This is a genomic window from Marinovum sp., from assembly GCF_048263515.1.
GTDB lineage: Bacteria > Pseudomonadota > Alphaproteobacteria > Rhodobacterales > Rhodobacteraceae > Marinovum.
This window is the reverse complement of sequence record NZ_JBLXEC010000021.1, coordinates 23,976-43,025: the sequence shown is the minus strand read 5'-3', so window position 1 is coordinate 43,025 and position 19,050 is coordinate 23,976. Positions and strand designations below refer to the sequence as shown.

Sequence of the window (19,050 nt, the reverse complement as noted above, 5' to 3'; positions counted from 1 at the left end):
TCCTTCTTCTGTTCGAAAATACCGCGGGGGGAGGACGCAGTCCGGGGGGCAGAGCCCCCCACCCCAAAGCCCTCAAAAGGCGCCCCATGACCGACACGCTCTCACCGCCACCGGCCCCCGCGCCAGAGAACGAACACCGCTTTCCCTGCGATGAATGCGGCGCCGACATGCGCTTTGACCCGGGAACCGGCGATCTGAAGTGCGATTTCTGCGGCAATACCGCCGAGATCGCCACCGGTCCCTGGGCCGGCGCGGCGCTCAAGGAACTGGACTTCGAGGCAGCCCTGGCGCAGCAACTGCCGCAGGAAGAGATCGAAGAGACCCGCGTCTCGAAATGCCCCAATTGCGGTGCCCAGGTCGAGTTCGACGCCGAGGTGCATTCCCGCGAATGCCCGTTCTGCGCCACCCCCGTGGTGATCGACACTGGAACTCACCGCCATATCAAGCCCCGCGGCCTCCTGCCCTTTGCCCTGCAGGAACGCGATGCCCACAAGGCGATGACCGACTGGCTGGGCAAGCTCTGGTTCGCGCCCAACGGTCTGCAGGACTATGCCCGCAAAGGCCGCAAGATGGACGGCATCTATGTCCCCTACTGGACCTTCGACGCCGACACGAAATCGAGCTATCGCGGCCAGCGTGGCACCGTCTACTACGAAAACCGCACCGTCACCCGCAACGGCAAGCGTGTGACCCAGCGGGTGCAGAAGGTGCGCTGGCGCTCGGTCTCGGGGCGGGTGGCGCGGTTCTTCGACGATGTTCTGGTGCTGGCCTCGCGCTCGCTGCCCAAGCGCTATACCGACGGGCTGGAGCCCTGGGACCTTGCCGCGCTGGAACCCTACCGGCCGGAGTTCCTCGCCGGGTTCCGCGCCGAGGGCTACACCGTCGAGCTGGCCGAAGGCTTTGTCGAGGCCCGCGCGCAGATGGACCGGATGATCCAGCGCGACGTCAAGTTCGACATCGGCGGCGACCGCCAGCGCATCACCGACATCGCGACCCAGGTCGACGACATCACCTTCAAGCACATCCTGCTGCCGGTCTGGCTCGCCGCCTACAAGTACCGCGGCAAGAGCTACCGCTTCGTGGTCAACGGCCGCACAGGACGGGTGCAGGGCGAACGCCCCTGGTCGGCGATCAAGATCGCGATTGCCGTCATTCTCGGGCTGATCGTCGCCGGGGGGCTTGGCTATCTCTGGGCGGTCACGCAACAATAGGCGGGCACCACCCCGCGGCCCTCGGGTTGCGGCATCACGTCCCAAACTCCGAGATCGCCCAAGACTTGCGGAAAGAGCCCGAATACGTCACAGTTAGCGCCAACATGACATCCCCTTGAGACAGGAAGAGCCCCATGATCCTCTGCTGCGGAGAATCGCTGATCGACATGCTGCCGCGCACATCCACCCTGGATGAGCCGGCCTTCGCCCCCCATACCGGGGGTGCGGTCTACAACACGGCGATCGCGCTTGGCCGTCTCGAGGCGCCGGCGGGCTATTTCGGTGGGCTCAGCTCCGACATGTTCGGCCAGCTGCTCGAGGCCGATCTGGTGGCGTCGCGCGTCGACACCTCGCTGGCCCCGCGCAGCGACCGGCCGACCACCCTGGCCTTCGTCACGCTCAAGGACGGTCATGCCACCTATGCCTTCTACGACGAGAACACCGCCGGCCGCATGCTGGCGCAAAGCGATCTCCCCGAGGTGCCGGCCGCAGTCAAGGCGCTGTTCTTCGGCGGCATCAGCCTGCCGGTCGAGCCCTGCGGCGACACCTATGCGGCGCTGGCCACCCGCGAGGCCGCCGATCGCCTGATCATGATCGATCCCAACATCCGCCCCAGCTTCATCCGCGACGAGGCCAGCTACCGTGCCCGGCTCGACCGGATGCTGGCGGTGGCCGATGTGGTCAAGGTCTCCGACGAGGATCTCGACTGGCTGACCGGCGGCACCGATCCGCAGGCGCTGATCGACAAGGGCGTGCGTGTGGTGCTGATGACCCGCGGCGGCGAAGGCGTTCTGGCACAAAGCGCCGAAGGCAGGCTCGACCTGCCCACCACCAAGGTCGAAGTGGTCGATACCGTCGGCGCCGGCGACACCTTCAACGCCGGCATGCTCGCCGGTCTGCACCGCGCCGGCCTGATCGACAAGGCGGCCTTCAAACAGGCCTCGCTGGAGGATCTCCGCCCGGCGATCGAGCTCGGCATGCGCGCCGCCGCCGTCACCGTCAGCCGCGCCGGTGCCAACCCGCCCTGGGCCCACGAACTGGCGTGAGGGCACTGCTGCAACGGGTGACCGAGGCAAGCGTCGCGGTCGATGGCGAGGTCATCGGCCAATGCGGCCCCGGTCTGATGATCCTGGTCTGCGCCATGCAGGGCGACACAGCGGCCGAAGCGGAAAAACTCGCCGCCAGGACCGCCCGCCTGCGCATCTTCACCGACGACGCCGGCAAGATGAACCGTGCCGTCACCGACATCGGCGGCCAGGCCTTGGTGGTCAGCCAGTTCACCCTGGCCGCCGACACCCGCCGCGGCAACCGCCCCGGCTTCTCCCCTGCCGCCGCCCCCGAAACCGGCGAGGCGCTCTACGAGGCCTTCGCCACGGCGCTGCGCAGCCAGGGCATCAAGACAAAAACCGGCCGCTTCGGCGCCAACATGCAGGTCAGCCTGACCAACGACGGCCCCGTCACCATCTGGCTCGACACCGAGGCCTGACCCCGCACTCTGCGACAAATACCGGCCCGCCGCTCCAAAGCGCCCCTTCCCCCGTTCTTCTCTTTCCCAAATACGCCACACGCCACCCGCCAAACAGACCACCGTCGACAGACCGGGCTCACGCCCGCCCAAGGTCCCAAGAACCAGCGCGCCCGCAGGGCGCTCAATCCGGAACCCTCACCCTTCCCGCAGCGCCTCGCGACTCTTGTAGAGCGGCTTCATCAGGTATTGCAGCACCGTGCGCTGCCCGGTGTGCAGCTCGACCTGGGCCTGCATGCCCGGCCGGATCTCGATCTGCGCCTGGCGGTCGGTCAGCGCCCCCATGTCGACCCGCAGGGTCACCTTGTAATGCGGGTCCTGCTCCGCCTCGCGCACCCGGTCATCCTTGAAAGTGTCGGCCGAGATGAAATCCACCCGCCCCTTCAAGGTGCCGTAGATGGTGTAGTCATAGGCCGAGAGCTTGATCGTCGCCTCCTGGCCGCGGCGGATGTTGGCGATGTCCTCGGGGCGCACCTGCGCCTCGACGAACAGCTCCTCGTCCATCGGGATGATCTGCAGGATCTCCTCGCCGGGGCGCACCACCCCGCCGATTGTCGTCACGTTGAGGTTGTTGACCACGCCATGCATTGGCGAGCGCAGTATCGTGCGGTTCAGCTGGTCGAGCGCGGACTTCAGGTTCTGCTTCAGCGTCGCCAGCTCCTTCAGCGTCTCGGAATAGGCCTCGGCGCGTTCCAGTTCGGTCTGGGTCACCACCTCGTCATAGCGGTTCTTGGCGTCGGCATGGGCCTTGCGGGCGCGGGTCACCTCGATCAGCGCCACCACCTCCTTGGCCAGCATGTTCTCCATCAGCCGCAGCTCGCTGGCGGCCTGGTCCATCACCTGGCCCGCGCCCTGCTTGCGGCTCTGATAGTCGCTCTGCCGCGCCACCAGCAGCGCCCGCTCCGAGGCCACCATCTCGGGCAGCCGCGCCGAGAGCGCCAGCGGCACATTGAAATCGTCGGCCCCGGCCAGTTCCGCCTCGAGCCGCGTGCGGCGGATCTCCAGCGCCGCGATCTGGTCCTGCAGGTCGTCGACCGAGGTCTGGAACTGCGTGGTGTGCAGCCGCGCCAGCATGTCGCCCTGCATCACCACATCGCCCTCCTTGACCATCAGCTCGGCCAGGATGCCGCCTTCGAGGTTCTGGATGATCTGCGGCCGCGACGACGAGATGAAGGCGCCGTCGGCCTTGACGATCTCGTCAAGCCAGGCAAAGGCCGACCAGAGGATGAAGGCCCAGAGGGTGATCGCCGTCAGCCAGATCGTCCACGAGGGCCCGCGCAGCCGCGCGTTCATCTGCCCCGAAAGCTGTGTCGCCTGCAGGCTCATCCCCGCCCCTCCCGCGCCGTTGCCAGGTGTTCGAGCACCTTGTCACGCGGCCCGTCCACCGCCAGCCGGCCGTTCTGCAGGACCATGGTGCGCGTCGCCAGCGACAGGATCGGCACCCGGTGGGTGGCGATCACCGCCGTGCGCCCCTCGAGCCAGCCGTCAAGGCGCGAGATCAGGGTCTTCTCCAGCGTCTGATCCAGCGCCGCGGTGGGTTCGTCCAGCAGGCAGACCTTGGGGTCCTGCAGCCAGAGCCGCGCCCAGCCGATCGACTGGCGCTGGCCGATCGACAGGCCGGCACCGCCATGGTCGTGTCGCGAAAGCTGTGGAAATTGCCTGGCAGCGTTCTGGGCTTGTGAAGGTTCGGCTCCTCAGGCGGCGAGGTCAAGGGACATCGGTTCGAGGGGCTGAGAGAGGGTTTCCAGGCCATGACCGCCTGCGCCACGTCGCCAAAGGGCGAGCCGGGTTTCAGGATCGAGCGGCGGGCCTGCAGCGTGGCGATGATCTCAGAGGCCTCGCCCTGGGCCATCGCCGCCTGTCCGGTGTCCTCGGCCTTGCTCGGGGCTGTCTCGACGCCGGGGAGCCTGTCGGCGCTCAGGAACCGGCTGACCATGCCGCCATCGCCATCGCCCGCGCCGCCACCAGCACAACCGGCCAGCATCAGGATCACCGGAAATAGAACGCCTGCCTGTCCTGCCCTGTTGTCGGTCCGCCGCATTCGCGCACTGCCTTTCGCGCCTGTTGGTCTTGCTGGACGAACGCCGCCGGCAATTTCGGCCAGCGGCGTCCGTCGGTTCTGGATCAGATCACCACCTGGGTGATGTCGTCGTCGATCAGCACGGTGGCCTCGCCCAGCAGGTACTCGTTGAAGCTGTCGCCATTGGCGTTGGTCACGGTGCCCCCGCGGGTCGCCCCGGTCAGCGTCACCTGGTCGTCGGCATCGCCATGCACCGCCAGCGTGTCGCTGGCCGAGGACAGCGCCAGCACGTCGGCTTCGGTCAGGGTCAGATGCGCCTCTTCGGCGAACTCCAGGTCGACCGTCTCGATGTTGTGCGCCCCCAGCCCCGGCGTGTCGAGGGTGACACCGGTGCCCGTCGCCTCGTCATCGAGGACGAGGTAGGTCGAGGCGGTGTTGCCGGCACTGTCGGCGGTGCTGATGATCAGGTCCGACCCATCCGGCACGTTCTGCGAGAAGAAGACGTTGGTCTCGCCGATCGGCGCCACATCGACCGAGATCGCGGTGACATCCGAGATCGTGCCATCCTCGGCCACCGCCAGGATCTCCTGCCCCTCGGCGGTCAGCCCGGTCGAGATGCCGCGGATGCCGGTGATGTCCTGGGTGATGCTCTCTACCACCGGATCGGCGGGGGCGAGCGTGTCGACAGAGATGGTCTGGCTGGTCTCGCGGCCGTTGCCGGCGGCGTCCGTTGCGGTGACCACCACACCGGCGTCATATTCGCCGGGCGGCACGGCGGCAGCCGGAATGGCCACCGACCAGGCGCCGGCGGCGCCCACGGTCGCGGTATAGTCGGCCCCGTTGAAGCGGACCACGACGCTCGATCCCGGCTCGACCACGCCATTGAGCGAGAGCCCGCCATTGCCGGTCAGCTCGGAATGGCTGAGCACCCCGTCGGCGCCGGCGGTGTTTCCGGTGACGGCCAGGCTGTTGACCAGCGTGTCGACGCGCACCGGTTCGCTCAGCGTAGCGGCATTGCCCGCCGCATCGGTGCTGTCGACGCGCACGTTGGTGGTGTATTCGCCGCCGGCGATCGAACCGGCCTCGAAATCCGCCGTCCAGTTGCCGGCCGCATCCACCGTGGCGCTGCGGGTTTCGCCGTCGATGGTGACCTCGACCGTGGCACCGGGCTCGGTGGTGCCGGTGATGGTCACGCCCTGTGCCGCCTCTTCGGCATTGATCAGATCGTCGACCCCGGCCGAGACGGTGAGGTTGGCAAAGTTCTCGACCTCGGTGTCGATCTGCACCCTGTCGCTGACCTCGAGCATGTTGCCCGCCGGATCGGTGATCCGCGCGGTGATCTCGGCGTCATAGGTGCCGGGGGCGACCTCGGCGCCGGTGAAGGTGGTCGTCCAGTTGCCGTTGACGTCGGTCAGCGCGGTATGGCTGACACCGGCCAAGGTGACGGTGACGCTGGCGCCCGGATCGGAGGTGCCGTTGATCACCACACCGTCAGAGGCTTCGGCGGCGTTGACCACGTCATCGCCTTCGATCGGCAGGGCCGAGAGGGTGAGCGTACCGGCGACGGTGTCGACCTGCACGTCCTGGGTCTCGGTCCGGGTGTTGCCGGCCGCATCGGTGGCCGTCAGCGACAGCGGCACCGTGACCTCGCCCGAAGGCAGTGCGGCGGCGGTGAAATCCGCCGTCCAGTTGCCCAGCGCATCGACGGTGGCGACCTGGCTTGCCGTACCCAGCGTCACGATCAGCGTGCTGCCCGGCTCGACCACACCCGATAGCGCGATGCCCTGGGCAGCCTCGGCGGCGTTGATCACCGCGTCGGCCCCCCCCGGCGCTGCGTCGAGCGAGAGCGCGTCGACCTCGGTGTCGACCTGCACCGCACCGCTGGTCGAGGCGCTGTTGCCGGCGGCATCGGTGGCGGTGACATGCACCGGCACGTTGAGCTCGCCCTCGGGCACTTGGGTGGCGTCGAAGCTGACGCTCCAGCCGCCGGTGGCATCGGCCGTGGTGGTGAGCGTGGTCCCCGCCATGGTGACATCGACCGAAGAGCCCGGCTGCGCCGTGCCCGTAACCGTGACATCATCGGCGCGCTCAGCCGCGTTGATCACGCCATCCGTCTCGACGGTAGCGGTGTTCACCGTGGCGGTGGCCAGGGTATCTACCTCGACCGAGCCGGTGGTGCTGGCGGTATTGCCGGCGGCATCGGTGGCGGTGACGGTGATCGGCAGGCTCTGTTCGCCCTCGGGCACTTCGGCCGCGGTGAAGTCCACCGCCCAGTTGCCCGCCGCATCCACCGTCGCGGTATGGCTGACGCTGGCCATGGCGACATCGACCGTGGCGCCCGGCTCTGCAGTGCCGGTCAGGGTCACGCCATCGGCGCGCTCGGTGGCGTTGATCACGCCGTCGGTCTCGACGGTATCGTCGTTCAGGGTGACGCCGGTCTGGGTGTCGATCACCAGCGTGTCACTGGCCGTGGCGATGTTGCCCGCACCGTCGGTTGAAGTGGCGGAGACCGTGACCGTCTGTTCCCCCGTCGGCACATCGGCAGCGGCGAAATCGGCCGACCAAGCGCCGGTGGCGTCGGCGGTGACGGTCTGGCTGACGCCGGCCAGTTCGACGGCGACCGAGGCGCCGGGTTCGGCGGTGCCGGTCAGGGTGACCCCGTCCGCCTGTTCGGCGGCATTGATCACGCCGTCGCCTTCGACGCCGGGATCGATGGTCACGCCGTTGACGGTATCGACCGCAAAGCTTCCGGTGGTGGTGGCGCTGTTGCCGGCGGCATCGGTGGCGGTGACGCTCACCGGCACGGTGACCTCGCCTGTGGGCACATCCGCCGGGTCGAAGACCACCGACCAGCTGCCGGCGGCATCGGTGACCGCGCTTTCGGTCACGCCGTTGACCAGCACATCGACGCTGGCGCCGGGCTCGGCGGTGCCGGTCAACTCGACGCCGGCGGCATGTTCGGTAGCGTTGACCACGCCATCGCCGCCAATCGCCGCATCATCGACGGTCACGCTGGTGACAGTGTCGACCTGCAGGGTACCGTCGGCAGTGGCGCTGTTGCCGTTGGCATCGGTGGCCTCCACATGCACCGGCACGGTGACCTCGCCTGTCGGCACTTCGGAGGGGTCGAAGATCACCGTCCAGGTGCCGTCGGTCGCGGCGGTGGTGCTGTGGGTAGTGCCGTCAACCTCGACATCGACGCTCGAGCCGGCTTCGGCGGTGCCGGTGACCTCGACGCCGCCGGCATGTTCGACGGCATTGATCACGCCATCGGTGGCCACGGTGGCATCATTGACCGAAACCGCGTTCTCGGTATCGACCGAGATCGTGCCCGTTGTGCTGCTGCCATTGCCCGCCGCATCGGTCGAAACCGCGGCGATCGGCGCCTCGTAGACGCCCTCGGCAAAGCTACCGGCCGGCAGGGTGAAGCTCCAGTCGCCGGCGCTGTCCGCGGTCACGGCCTGGATCACGCCCGCCACGGTGACTTCGAGCGCAGCGCCCGGTGTGGCGGTGCCGCTGATCACCACGTCGCCGGCCGCCTCGTCGCCATTGACCACGCCATCGCCGCCGACGGCGGCGGTGTTGATGGTGATCGCATTGGGCACGGTATCGACGTCGAGCGTCTGCGTCAGGCTCGAGCTGTTGCCGTAGCTGTCGGTCGAGGTGATGGTGACATCGGCGGAATATTCGCCGGTGGCGATCTCGTCAGAGGTGAAATCGACGCTCCAGCTGCCATCCGCCGCGACGGTGGTGCCATGGCTGACCGTGCCGATGGCGACGGTGAGCGCCGCCCCAGCCTCGCCGGTGCCGGTGACCGTCACGCCATTGGCATGGCTCGCCAGGTTGACCAGATCGCCGGTCTCGGCGGTGCCGTCGGTGACGTCGATGGCCGGGCCGGTGAGGTCGATGATGACCTCGGGGCCGGTCAGCGTGCCGGTGGTGACGCCGTCGGTGACCGAGACATCGGCGGTGTAGGTGCCGTCATCGGGAAAGGTCGCATTCTCGAAGGTTGTCGACCAGGTGCCATCTTCGTTGATCTCGGTGGTCACCTCGGTGCCGCCGATGCCGACGGTGACATCACAGCCCGGCATGCCGGTGCCGCTGATGGTGACGCTTTCCGCCGCGCCATCGCCGGCGACCACGACGGGAGTGCCATCGACGGTCGGGTCGATCCAGACCGGATCGGTGGTGTCTTCGCCAGCGGTGGTGTCCTCGCCGGCGGTTGTGTCTTCGCCAGCGGTGGTGTCCTCGCCGCCGGTCGTGTCCTCGCCGCCGGTGGTGTCCTCGCCGCCGGTGGTGTCTTCGCCGCCAGTGGTGTCTTCGCCGCCGGTGGTGTCTTCGCCGCCGGTCGTGTCCTCGCCGCCGATGGTGTCTTCGCCGCCGGTCGTGTCCTCGCCGCGGGTGGTGTCCTCGCCGCCGGTCGTGTCCTCACCGCCGGTGGTATCCTCGCCGCCGGCGGTGTCCTCGCCGCCGGTGGTGTCCTCGCCGCCAGTGGTCTCTTCGCCGCCAGTGGTGTCCTCGCCGCCAGTGGTATCCTCGCCCGCCACGGTATCACCGCCGCCAGACCCGTCGCCCTCTCCGTCACCGCCGATCAGCGATGCGCCCAGAACTGCCGCGCCGGCGGCACCAGCGAGGCCGAACAGCGACGAGCCGCCCAGAAGCCCGGCACCCAGCATCGAGACGTCGTTGTCGTCGGCATAGGTCTCGACCGAGGCGACCTCTGGCCGCTCGTAGTGGATCAGCGCGTCGTCAGGGGTCCATTTGCCCCACTCCGCGCTGCGGCCGTATTCGGCAAAGAGCACACCGTTGTCGCCCTCGGCAAAGAACACCTCGTGCAGCACGCCGTCGGTACTGACAAAGAGCCTGGGCTCCTCCGCCGCCGTGGGCGAGAAATAGCCTTCGAGGATGATGATGCGCCCGTCGGCAAGCTCGATGTAGAGGTTCTCGTCAACCCGCGTGTAACCGCGCATGTCTGTCTGGGCGAGGTTGAGCGAAATCTCGTCGCCCGCGCCTGCCTGGAGGATGGATTGCTCTGCCTGTCCGTCGACAACATCACGCTGGATTGCGCCCGCACGCGTGCGGACGACATAATCTATCGAATTCATTTATAACACCGCTCTACTGCGCGCGACCTCATTTTTCGGGTCACGTCATTTCATTGCAGCAAGTGCTACCCCATCGCCCTGCCCCTAAAAAGACTTTTTTAGATAGACCTTTTAGAATCCCCGCAGGAATCCAAGGACTTCCGCGTCAGAGTTGCTGTGGATGAATATGCAGCTCGCGGTGCGCGAAATGAAATTCGCAAGCAATTTCGAGCATTTCCGCCATTTCGACCGGCCTGACGTGAAACGTCGGCGCGTCAGGCGCCAGCGTTATCTCACCGCAATTTCAAAGCGCTTTGTGACGCGCTGGACACAGGTCGCGCGTCCTGCGCGCCGCGAAACCCGGCCCCGCGCGAGGTCTGACATCAGGCCGGGCTACTGTTTTCAGTGCAGCGCATGTCCCACCCGAGGGCACCACCTCAGAGCAGGTCATTCTCTTCCAGCACCCGGCGCGCCACCCGGAAGCATTCCAGCGCCTGCGGCACGCCGCAGTAGATGCCCACCACATGGATGATGGCGCGGATCTCCTCGGGGCTGACGCCGTTGTTGAGCGCGCCGCGGCAGTGGATTTCCCATTCGGACATCTTGCCCAGCGCGCCGATCATCGACAGGTTCATCATCGAGCGGGTCTTGGGGTCGATCACGTCGTCGCCCCAGCCGAAGCCCCAGCACCAGGCGGTCATCGCCTCCTGAAACGGCCGGGTGAACTCGTCGGCCGCGCCGAGGTTCTTCTCGACATAGGCCGCGCCCAGCGTCGCCTTGCGTTGCTCCAGCCCCTTGAGAAACAGGTCTTCGTCGAAACGGCTCATGTCAGGTCTCCTGTATCGGGCATTGCGCCCCTGCCCCCGTCATACCGGCCCGGGTGGACCGAGGAAAGCGATGCGCCGCATGGCAGCCGATTGATCTCGATCATGACCGGCCGGCCGAAACCCGGCTATCCCTGTGGCAGGGCGCGGAACGAAACCGGGTCCGCCCCGTTGGGCTGAAAGGAGACCAGGACATGATGGATGGATTTGGCATGGGATTGGGCGGGGTCTGGATGATCCTGATTTTGGTCCTCGTGGTCCTCGCGATTGTGGCCCTGCTGAAATACTTGCGAAACTGAAAGGACGCCTGACATGAGCTACACGATCAACCGCATGATCGAGAACGCCAGCCTCGACGAGGTCGATGCCCGCACCCGCAAGGCACTGTCCGATGCCGGGTTCGGCGTGCTGACCGAGATCGACGTCAAGGCGACGATGAAGAAGAAACTCGACAAGGAGATGGGCGGCTACAGGATCCTCGGCGCCTGCAATCCCGGCATGGCCTGGGAGGCGCTGGAGATGGAGCCGCGGGTCGGCGCGATGCTGCCCTGCAACGTGATCCTGCGCGAGGTCGATGGCGGGATCGAGGTCTCGGCGATCGATCCGCAGGCCTCGATGGCGGCGATCGATAACGGCAATTTGCAGGATGTAGCGGGCCAGGTGCGCGACATGCTGGCCGAGGTGGTCGACAAGGTCTGACCGCGCGAGGGACCCGCCGTCAGAGCGCGGCGGCAAATCCCGGCCGGGGCGGGGACTGCGGCACCGGCGCTGTCCCCGCGCCGGTTTCCAGCGCCCCGAGGATGGGGCAGTCAGGCCGGGTGTCGCCGTTGCAGGTCTCGGCCAGGTGGCGCAGCGTCTCGATCATCTCGTCAAGGGTCCGGCGGCGCTCTTCCAGCTCGGCCACATGGGCCAGCGCCACCGCCTTGACCTCGGCGCTGGACCGCGCCTGATCGTGCCAGAGCCCCAGCAGCGTCGCAATCTCCCGGACCTGAAAGCCCAGATCACGCGCGCGGCGGACAAAGCGCAGGGTCGCGACGTCGTGCTCCTGATAGACGCGGTAGCCCGACGAGGTGCGCAATGCGGGCCGCAGCAGGCCGATCTCTTCGTAATAGCGCAGCATCTTGATCGAGATGCCTGTTCGTTTTGCTGCCTCGCCGATGTTCATGACCGCCTCCTCGAAAGCGCCCCGCATGAGATCACTACGCGCCTGCGCAAGGCGCTGGTCAAGCGTCTCGTGAGGCCCGCACGAGATGTTGAAGGCCGTCGCGAAAAGGCACCGAACAACCCCCTTGACCCTCCCACGCTGGGAAGGTCCAGATTGAAGAGGACTTTTGCGCAGGAGGCTGCAATGTCCGACCATACACATCATCACCAACACCATCACGCCCATGCGGCCCATGCCCATGGCCCCGCCAATGGTGCCACCAACATGCCCGGCATGGCGACCGATCCGGTCTGCGGCATGTCCGTCCGGATCTCCGACGCCACGCGGATCGAGGAGCATGGCGGCGAGACCTTCTACTTCTGCTCCGACAACTGTCAGGAAAAGTTCAGGGCCGATCCGCATTTCTACGTCTCTGGCGCCTCTGACAAGGCCGGCCAGCGCACCGCGGCGGGCACCGAATGGACCTGCCCGATGCACCCCGAGATCGTGCGTGACGAACCCGGCGCCTGCCCGATCTGCGGCATGGCGCTGGAGCCGATGGTACCGACGGATGAACCCAGCGAAGAGCTGGCCGATTTCACCCGCCGTCTCTGGGTCAGCGCCGTGGCCGCCGTGCCGTTGGTGATCCTCACCATGGGCGAGATGGTGGCCTTGCCGGTGCGCGACTGGGTCGGGCATCAGACCGCCATCTACCTCGAGTTCCTGTTGGCCACGCCGATCGTGCTCTGGGCGGCGCAGCCCTTCTTCAAGCGCGGCTGGGAGAGCGTCGTCAACCGCTCGCCCAACATGTGGACGCTGATCTCACTCGGTGTCGGCGCGGCCTATCTCTATTCGCTGGTCGCGACCTTCCTGCCCGGCGTCTTCCCCGAAGCCTACCGCATGGCGCATGGCACCGTCGGCACCTATTACGAGGCGGCGGTGGTGATCGTGACCCTGATCTTCCTGGGCCAGGTGCTGGAATTGCGCGCCCGTGAACGGACGGGGGATGCGATCCGCGCGCTGATGGACCTCGCGCCCAAGACCGCGCGGCGCATTCTGCCGGATGGCACGGAATATGACGCACCGCTGGAGAACATCGTCACCGGCGACTTGCTGCGCGTCCGTCCGGGCGACGCGGTGCCGGTGGATGGCGAGGTGGTCGAGGGCCGTTCCTCGGTGGACGAGTCGATGCTGACGGGCGAACCGGTTCCGGTCGAAAAGACCGAAGGCGACCGGGTGACCGGCGGTACGCTGAACAAGAACGGCACGCTGGCAATCCGCGCAACTCAGGTCGGCGCCGACACCGTGCTGTCGCAGATCGTCGACATGGTGGCGGGGGCGCGGCGGTCTCGGGCGCCCATTCAAGGCCTGGCCGACAAGGTGTCGTCGATCTTCGTGCCAACCGTGGTGCTCATCGCGATCGCGGCCTTCCTGTCGTGGCTCTTCCTCGCGCCTGATCCGGCGCTGGTCTTTGCCGTGGCCTCGGCTGTCTCGGTGCTGATCATCGCCTGTCCCTGTGCGCTTGGCCTCGCTACGCCGATCTCGATCACCACGGCGGCGGGGCGCGGCGCGCAGGCGGGCGTCTTGATCAAGGACGCCGAGGCGCTGGAACGCATGGCCCGCGTCGATACGCTGGTGGTCGACAAGACCGGCACGCTGACCGAAGGCAAGCCGAAGCTGACCGACGTGGTGGCCTTCAGCGGCTCAGAAGACGAAGTTCTGGCCTTGGCCGCTGCCCTCGAAAGTGGCTCGGAACACCCGCTGGCCGAGGCCATCGTCGCGGGCGCCACGGCGCGCGGGGTGACGTTGGACAAGGCACAGGACTTCGAAGCGGTCACCGGCAAGGGCGTTCAGGGCCGGGTCAACGGCCGCCACGTCGCGCTCGGCAATGCGGCGATGATGGCCGAGGTCGGGGTCGAGACCACTGCGGCAGAGGCCAAGGCCGACGCCCTGCGCGGCGACGGCAAGACGGCCATGTTCATCGCGGTCGATGGCGCGCTGGCCGGGCTGGTCGCCGTGGCCGACCCGATCAAGGCCACCACCGCCGCCGCGATCCGCGCGCTGCATGACCAGGGTCTGCGGGTGATCATGGCCACCGGAGACAACCAGCGGACGGCGGAAGCGGTGGCCAAGCGGCTCGGCATTGACGAGGTCCGCGCCGGGGTGCTGCCGGCCGACAAGAAGGCGCTGATTGACGAGCTGCGCGCGCAGGGCCATTCCATCGCCATGGCCGGCGACGGGGTCAACGACGCACCGGCGCTGGCGGCGGCGGATGTGGGCATCGCCATGGGCACCGGCGCCGATGTGGCGGTGGAAAGCGCCGGGCTGACGCTTCTGGGTGGCGACCTCACCGGCATCGTCCGCGCCCGCAAGCTGGCCAAGGCAACACTGCGCAACATCAAGCAGAACCTGTTCTTCGCCTTCGTCTACAATGCCGCCGGCGTGCCGGTGGCGGCGGGCGTGCTCTACCCGGTCTTCGGCGTGCTGCTCTCGCCGATGATCGCCGCTGCGGCGATGTCGCTGTCGTCAGTCTCGGTGATCGCCAACGCCCTGCGGCTGCGCCGGCTCGAGCTCTGAACGGGCCTCACCGCCCCTGTCTCCTCTGGCAAAAGCGTCCCGCTGCAGCGCCACTCCAACCCGCCCTGATAGCCGCCCGGCGCCGGGCTCGTGGCGAAGGTGCAGGGAAAGGCGCCGGGCGAGGTCACGACCCCGGGCGCCGTGGCCGTGAGGCTGGTGTAGGCCGGCGTGGTGTCGCCCACCGAAATCGCCGAGATCGGCGCCGAGCCGGAGTTCCGAAAGCCGATCCGGTAGATCAGTACATCCCCCGCCCCGCCGGTGTTCTGCGTCGAGAACCCGGTACCGACAGAGAGGTCGCAGGGCCCCTGGGTGAGGTTGCAGACCTGCTTGTCGAGCTCCAGCGCATTGGCGCCGTCGATCGTCACGTCGTCGGTATTGGCAAGCTCTGACGTCACCGGGGTGCCGGTGAACGTGGCCAGGGCCGTCAGATCGAAGCTGACCGAAGAGCCCGCCGGCGTGGAGGTCGAGGTCTGCACCGCGGCGAGAACGCAAATCACCTCTCCCGCCTGCGCAGCCACCGGCGCATCGAGCGCGCTGTCCTCGGGCGACAGGGTGAAATCGCAGCCCAGATCGCGCCAGAGCGTCACCTGGGCGATGCCGGGCGTGCTCTCGACCAGGTTGGCGAGCGCAAAGGCCACGCTCATGTCGGAGGTGGCGATGAAGCGGTGGCCGATATCGATGCGACCGCCGCTCTGCACCGCGACCTGCCGGTCGGCGGTCAGCACCGGCACCTGTACCATCCCGAAGTTCAGCAGGGCGTAGTTCGTGCTGGCCTCGGGGGTGAAGGTCAGGGCACCGTCCTGCCGGTCGGCATCGCTGAACGGGCCGGGGTTGGACGAGACATGCCGCTCGTCCGCCAGGGTCTCGACCAGGCTCAGGGTCAGCGCGGTCCCGGCCAGGCTATTGTCGAGAGTGAAGGCATAAGAGCCGTCGAGCAGCGTGTCGGTGCTGGCGATCAGGCTGCCGTCCGCCGCGCGCAGATCGACGCGGCGCCCGCCCAGCCTCGGCTCGCCACCATTGTAGAGCCCGTCATGGGCGGTGCCTCCGCCGGCGCCGTTGTCGAGGATCACCCGGCCCTGCAGGATGATCTCTCCGCCGGCGCTGACGCTGGTGGTGGCGGTGACGGTGGCCGGCGCGCCACCGGCGTCGGCGGCATCGAGGTAGGTCGAGACGAGGCTGTCACCCGCCTGCACATTGAGCGTGCCGTTGTCATCCGGGCCGGTGGTGGTGGCATCCAGCGTCGGCAGCTTGGCCGAGAAGACACCGGTCGCGGGCCCGGTCTCGGTCAGGGTCAGGGTCTCCAACTCGCCGGTGCGCGTGTTCTCGACGGTGACGGTCAGTGTCTCGGCCAGCGCCGGGTCGGTGTCGAGGTCGGCGTCGCTCACCGTCACTTCGACCCCTGTACCGGGCGCGATGGCGGCGGAGGCGCTGATGGAGCCGGTAATGGTGCTCGCGTCGGTCGTGACATTGGTGCTGGCGGTTGGCGCGGCGGTGGCGCCGGTGTCGGTCAGCGCATCCTGATAGGTGGTGGTCAGGCGTTCGCCGCCTGTCACGACCATGGTGCCATCGCTGTCGGTCCCTGGCCCCGTGCCCTCGAGCGTCGTCAGGCTGGCGGTGAAGACGCCGGTATTCACGCCGGTCTCGGTCAGGGTCACCGCCTCGACCTCGCCGGTGGCCTCGTTCAGCGTGGTGACGACGACGGTCTCGGCCACGGCCGGATCGGCGTCGAGGTCGGCGTCGGTCACGGTGATGGTCAGGGGCGCGCCTGCGGCAATCGTTGCGTCCTGGGTGATCGTGCCGGTCACACCGGTCAGCGGCGCGGGGGCGGTGATCGTCGTCGTGGCGGTGGGCGCGGCGGCGCCGCCGCTGCCGTCGAGCACGTCCTGATAGGTGAAGGTCACCGTGTCGCTGCCCTGGGCCGCCATGACGCCGTTGTCCGACAGGTCCGCCGCAGCCTGATCGAGCGTCGGCAGGGTGCCGGTGAAGACGCCGGTGCTGGGGCCGGTCTCGGTCAGGATCACGGTCTCGAACTCGCCCGTCCGGTCATTGACCGCCTGCACGGTGATCGTATCGGCCAGCAGCGGGTCGACGTCGAGGTCGGCATCCTCGACGCTCACGGTGATCGCATCCCCAGCGGTGACAGTGGCGTCCGACACGATGGTGCCGGTTGCGCCGGTCGGCGTGCCGACCACCACCGAGGCCGTCGCCGGGCCCACGGTCTCGTTGCCGACGACGCCGACGACGCTGTTGCTGTAGACCTTGTCACCGGCATCGAGAGCCACGTTGTAGCGCAGGCTCAGGGTGCCGTTGGCCGGCACCACCCAGGTGACATCGGGCTGGCTCTCCCAGATCACCGTGCCGGTCGAGCCGGTGGCCGGCACTGCCGAGGAATTGCTCTCGGTCACCTGGCTGGTGAAATCGGTGGTGCCAAAGACCATGCCCTCGGGCAGCGTATCCTCGATCCGGCGCAGCAGCGTTTCGCTGGTCGAGGAATTGGTGAAGGTCACGGTAAAGGTCGTCAGCCCGCCTTCGGGCGGCAGGATCAGCGCCGACGAGGTCTTTTCGACGGTCAGTGGGTTCACCCCCGGAACAAAGGTCACCGGCGGCTGGCTGTCGAAATTGCCGGTGTACTTCAGGTTGGTCGAGCCGCTGGTCTGCGCCGAATAGGGCTGCGCCGTGGTCGAGGCGCCGGCGCACATGTAGACCAGTTCGTAGCGCGCATCGACCACGTGGCCGCTGCCGCCCTGCCGGCCGGTGGCCTGGAAATAGAACTGGTCGATCGAGCCCACCGGGATGGCGCTGACGTCAGAGGTGAGGATCTCGACCGATTTCAGGCGGAAACAGGCAGCGTCGAAGCTCTGGTTGCCGGCGAGCTGAAGGAAGTATTCGTCATCCGGGGCGGCATTTCCGAACTCGTACTGCACGTCGAAGAACACCGAGCTACCGATGACGTTGCCGGCCGAGATCGTGGTGACGATCACCAGCCCGCCGGCACTGGCCGAGATCGACGAAATCGTGGTGACATTGGCGGCAGAGGTGACGGCGCCGAGGCCGATGTCGGTGAATTCGAAGCTGATCGCATCGGTCAGATCGGTGGTACAGGGATAGGTGATGTACCAGTAGACCGCCACCGAGGCACCCGGCGCCAGGCTGCCAATGGTCTGCTGCGGCACCTGCCCGCCGGCAAAGCCGAAACCGGCCAGCGTGTCGAGCCCGGTCAGCTCGGCCTTGAGGTCGGAGAGCGTGGTCAGGGAGGTGTTGGTCACGATGCCGCCGACATAGGCCGCCCGCGGACCTTCGCCGACATCGCAGTTGTTGCTGTCGACGATCAGCTTCTGGTTGCCTGACGCGACATTGCCGGTGGTGAAGGTGAAGGAGACATCACCGGCGGTCAGCGCAAACGCACCGGTGGCCGACAGGCCCAGCAGAAACAGGGCCACACTCCAGGCGGCAAACAGGCGCAACAAACCGGGCATGGAAAGCCTCTGACCACTCGAATACGGTAACATGCGCAGAGGTATGACACGGATCGCCCCGGGGAGTGCCCTGTGCGTCGGGATAGGCCCGGTCGCCTTTGGATAGGCCGGCTGAGCCTCTGCGCCATTTTGCGGGGTGGCGCGTGGCGGTTCGTCCGGCACCTCCGAAATGTGGGCGCAGACCCCGCCTCAGGGGGCGAGCATCTCGCCGCACTGAGGGGTGGCCAGAAAATCCCGGCGGGCCTCGAAATCCGGCGTCAGGCTCAGGGCGAACTGCATCTTGGCAAAGGCCATCTCGGGGCTCATGTCGCGGCCGTCGACCACGCCGGTGTCCTGCAGGACCTGCCCCGCCGCATAGGTACCGAGCCGCATGCCGCCTTCGGGGCATTGGCTGACCGCCAGCACCGGCACCTCGCGCGCGCACGCCGCCTGCAGCGCCGCGCGCATCTCGGGCGTGTCGGGCGCCGTCCCGGAGCCGAAGCAGCGCAGCACCAGCCCGTCGCAGACCTCGGCCGCCGCGGCAAAGAGCGCCATGCAGCAGCCGGGCGCGACCGAGAGGATGCCGACCTTGTGGCGCTGTACCGCGTTCAAGCCAAAGCTTTCGGCCGGCATCAGCGGCGGCTGGTCGCTGGTGGCGGCCTCGAAGGCATCGAAGGCCTGCGAGTGCGACTTGCGCACCCGCGCACCGTGCAGGAGCTGCCCGCCGAACTGCACCCGGACGCCGGGCCCGGCCGTCCGCGCGACGTTCAGCGCCGCGATCAGGTTGTCGCGCCCGTCAGTGCCCGCCACGGTCAGCGGCAGCATGGCACCGGTCACGATCACCGGCTTTTCCAACCCCGGCAGAGCGAGGCAGAGCGCGGCGGCGGTATAGGCCAGCGTGTCGGTGCCATGGGTCACCACGAACGCCTCATGCTTGCCCGATGCGTCGTGGATGCTCTGCGCCACGCGCCGCCAGTCCTCTGGCGTGGCCTGGGCGGAATCGATCAGCGGATCGAGCCGCAGGATCTCTATCGGGCCGGTCACCTCGCCTTTGGCCAGCAGATCCGCCACCGCCTCTTCGACGATCCCGGTTCGGGGGGCAAAGCCCTGGGCGGTCTGCACCATGCCGATGGTGCCGCCGGTGTGGATCAGGAGGATGGACATGATGCTGCCTTGGGTCATGGTGCGCCGGGTGTGCTGACCCAAGTAC

Annotated in this window: 11 protein-coding genes and 1 pseudogene; 5 read left to right on the top strand and 7 right to left on the bottom strand. The window is 67.6% G+C overall.

Annotated features, from left to right (window positions below; translation table 11 throughout):
- Window positions 1-86: 86 nt before the first annotated feature.
- The 3 genes from ACN0SE_RS16685 to dtd all read left to right on the top strand — a co-directional run bounded on the left by ACN0SE_RS16685 (window position 87) and on the right by dtd (window position 2,697).
- Window positions 87-1,211: a primosomal protein N' (replication factor Y) - superfamily II helicase gene (locus ACN0SE_RS16685; RefSeq protein WP_417525665.1), complete on the top strand. Its 1,125-nt coding sequence runs from the start codon at window positions 87-89 to the stop codon at window positions 1,209-1,211.
- A 134-nt stretch (window positions 1,212-1,345) separates the two neighbouring features.
- Window positions 1,346-2,257: a carbohydrate kinase family protein gene (locus ACN0SE_RS16680; RefSeq protein WP_417525664.1), complete on the top strand. Its 912-nt coding sequence runs from the start codon at window positions 1,346-1,348 to the stop codon at window positions 2,255-2,257.
- The gene (gene dtd / locus ACN0SE_RS16675) at window positions 2,254-2,697 is read left to right on the top strand and encodes a D-aminoacyl-tRNA deacylase (RefSeq protein ID WP_417525663.1); all 444 of its coding nucleotides are present in this window, start codon (window positions 2,254-2,256) and stop codon (window positions 2,695-2,697) included. The genes ACN0SE_RS16680 and dtd overlap by 4 nt, the downstream gene beginning before the upstream one ends.
- A 177-nt stretch (window positions 2,698-2,874) precedes the next feature.
- Here the strand turns inward: dtd and ACN0SE_RS16670 are convergent, their stop codons facing one another.
- The 4 genes and pseudogenes from ACN0SE_RS16670 to ACN0SE_RS16655 all read right to left on the bottom strand — a co-directional run bounded on the left by ACN0SE_RS16670 (window position 2,875) and on the right by ACN0SE_RS16655 (window position 10,667).
- A complete protein-coding gene (locus ACN0SE_RS16670) occupies window positions 2,875-4,062 on the bottom strand; it encodes an HlyD family type I secretion periplasmic adaptor subunit (RefSeq protein WP_417525662.1) in 1,188 nt (395 codons plus the stop codon).
- Window positions 4,059-4,364 (bottom strand): annotated as a pseudogene (locus ACN0SE_RS16665) (ATP-binding cassette domain-containing protein); the annotation flags it as partial. The pseudogene ACN0SE_RS16665 and the gene ACN0SE_RS16670, both read right to left, overlap by 4 nt.
- A gap of 496 nt (window positions 4,365-4,860) precedes the next feature.
- Window positions 4,861-9,861 carry a beta strand repeat-containing protein gene (locus tag ACN0SE_RS16660; RefSeq protein ID WP_417525661.1) on the bottom strand — a complete coding sequence of 1,667 codons (5,001 nt, stop codon included), beginning with the start codon at window positions 9,859-9,861 and terminating at the stop codon, window positions 4,861-4,863.
- Window positions 9,862-10,277: 416 nt separating this feature from the next.
- Window positions 10,278-10,667, bottom strand: a complete 390-nt coding sequence (locus tag ACN0SE_RS16655; RefSeq protein ID WP_417525660.1) for a carboxymuconolactone decarboxylase family protein — start codon at window positions 10,665-10,667, stop codon at window positions 10,278-10,280.
- Between the two features lie 309 nt (window positions 10,668-10,976).
- On the opposite strand from ACN0SE_RS16655, the gene ACN0SE_RS16650 reads away from it, so the two are divergent.
- A complete protein-coding gene (locus ACN0SE_RS16650) occupies window positions 10,977-11,363 on the top strand; it encodes a DUF302 domain-containing protein (RefSeq protein ID WP_417525659.1) in 387 nt (128 codons plus the stop codon).
- A 19-nt stretch (window positions 11,364-11,382) separates the two neighbouring features.
- Here the strand turns inward: ACN0SE_RS16650 and cueR are convergent, their stop codons facing one another.
- Complete coding sequence (gene cueR, locus ACN0SE_RS16645; protein ID WP_417525658.1) at window positions 11,383-11,829, bottom strand: Cu(I)-responsive transcriptional regulator; 447 nt, start codon at window positions 11,827-11,829, stop codon at window positions 11,383-11,385.
- A gap of 183 nt (window positions 11,830-12,012) precedes the next feature.
- Here cueR and ACN0SE_RS16640 point away from each other — a divergent pair, with 183 nt between their 5' ends.
- A complete protein-coding gene (locus tag ACN0SE_RS16640; protein ID WP_417525657.1) occupies window positions 12,013-14,385 on the top strand; it encodes a heavy metal translocating P-type ATPase in 2,373 nt (790 codons plus the stop codon).
- Here ACN0SE_RS16640 and ACN0SE_RS16635 read toward each other — a convergent pair.
- Together ACN0SE_RS16635 and ACN0SE_RS16630 are read right to left on the bottom strand one after the other, a co-directional pair.
- Window positions 14,274-17,861, bottom strand: a complete 3,588-nt coding sequence (locus tag ACN0SE_RS16635; protein ID WP_417525656.1) for a beta strand repeat-containing protein — start codon at window positions 17,859-17,861, stop codon at window positions 14,274-14,276. The genes ACN0SE_RS16640 and ACN0SE_RS16635 overlap by 112 nt on opposite strands.
- Window positions 17,862-18,050: 189 nt before the next feature.
- Entirely contained in the window at window positions 18,051-19,004 is a 954-nt protein-coding gene (locus tag ACN0SE_RS16630) for an asparaginase (protein WP_417525655.1), read from the bottom strand.
- Between the last annotated feature and the right edge of the window lie 46 nt (window positions 19,005-19,050).

Coding starts and splice junctions, on each gene's coding strand:
- ACN0SE_RS16685 (WP_417525665.1), top strand. CDS start 87: ATGACCGACACGCTCTCACCGCCACCGGCCCCCGCGCCAGAGAACGAA.
- ACN0SE_RS16680 (WP_417525664.1), top strand. CDS start 1,346: ATGATCCTCTGCTGCGGAGAATCGCTGATCGACATGCTGCCGCGCACA.
- ACN0SE_RS16670 (WP_417525662.1), bottom strand. CDS start 4,062: ATGAGCCTGCAGGCGACACAGCTTTCGGGGCAGATGAACGCGCGGCTG.
- ACN0SE_RS16660 (WP_417525661.1), bottom strand. CDS start 9,861: ATGAATTCGATAGATTATGTCGTCCGCACGCGTGCGGGCGCAATCCAG.
- ACN0SE_RS16655 (WP_417525660.1), bottom strand. CDS start 10,667: ATGAGCCGTTTCGACGAAGACCTGTTTCTCAAGGGGCTGGAGCAACGC.
- ACN0SE_RS16650 (WP_417525659.1), top strand. CDS start 10,977: ATGAGCTACACGATCAACCGCATGATCGAGAACGCCAGCCTCGACGAG.
- cueR (WP_417525658.1), bottom strand. CDS start 11,829: ATGAACATCGGCGAGGCAGCAAAACGAACAGGCATCTCGATCAAGATG.
- ACN0SE_RS16640 (WP_417525657.1), top strand. CDS start 12,013: ATGTCCGACCATACACATCATCACCAACACCATCACGCCCATGCGGCC.
- ACN0SE_RS16635 (WP_417525656.1), bottom strand. CDS start 17,861: ATGCCCGGTTTGTTGCGCCTGTTTGCCGCCTGGAGTGTGGCCCTGTTT.
- ACN0SE_RS16630 (WP_417525655.1), bottom strand. CDS start 19,004: ATGTCCATCCTCCTGATCCACACCGGCGGCACCATCGGCATGGTGCAG.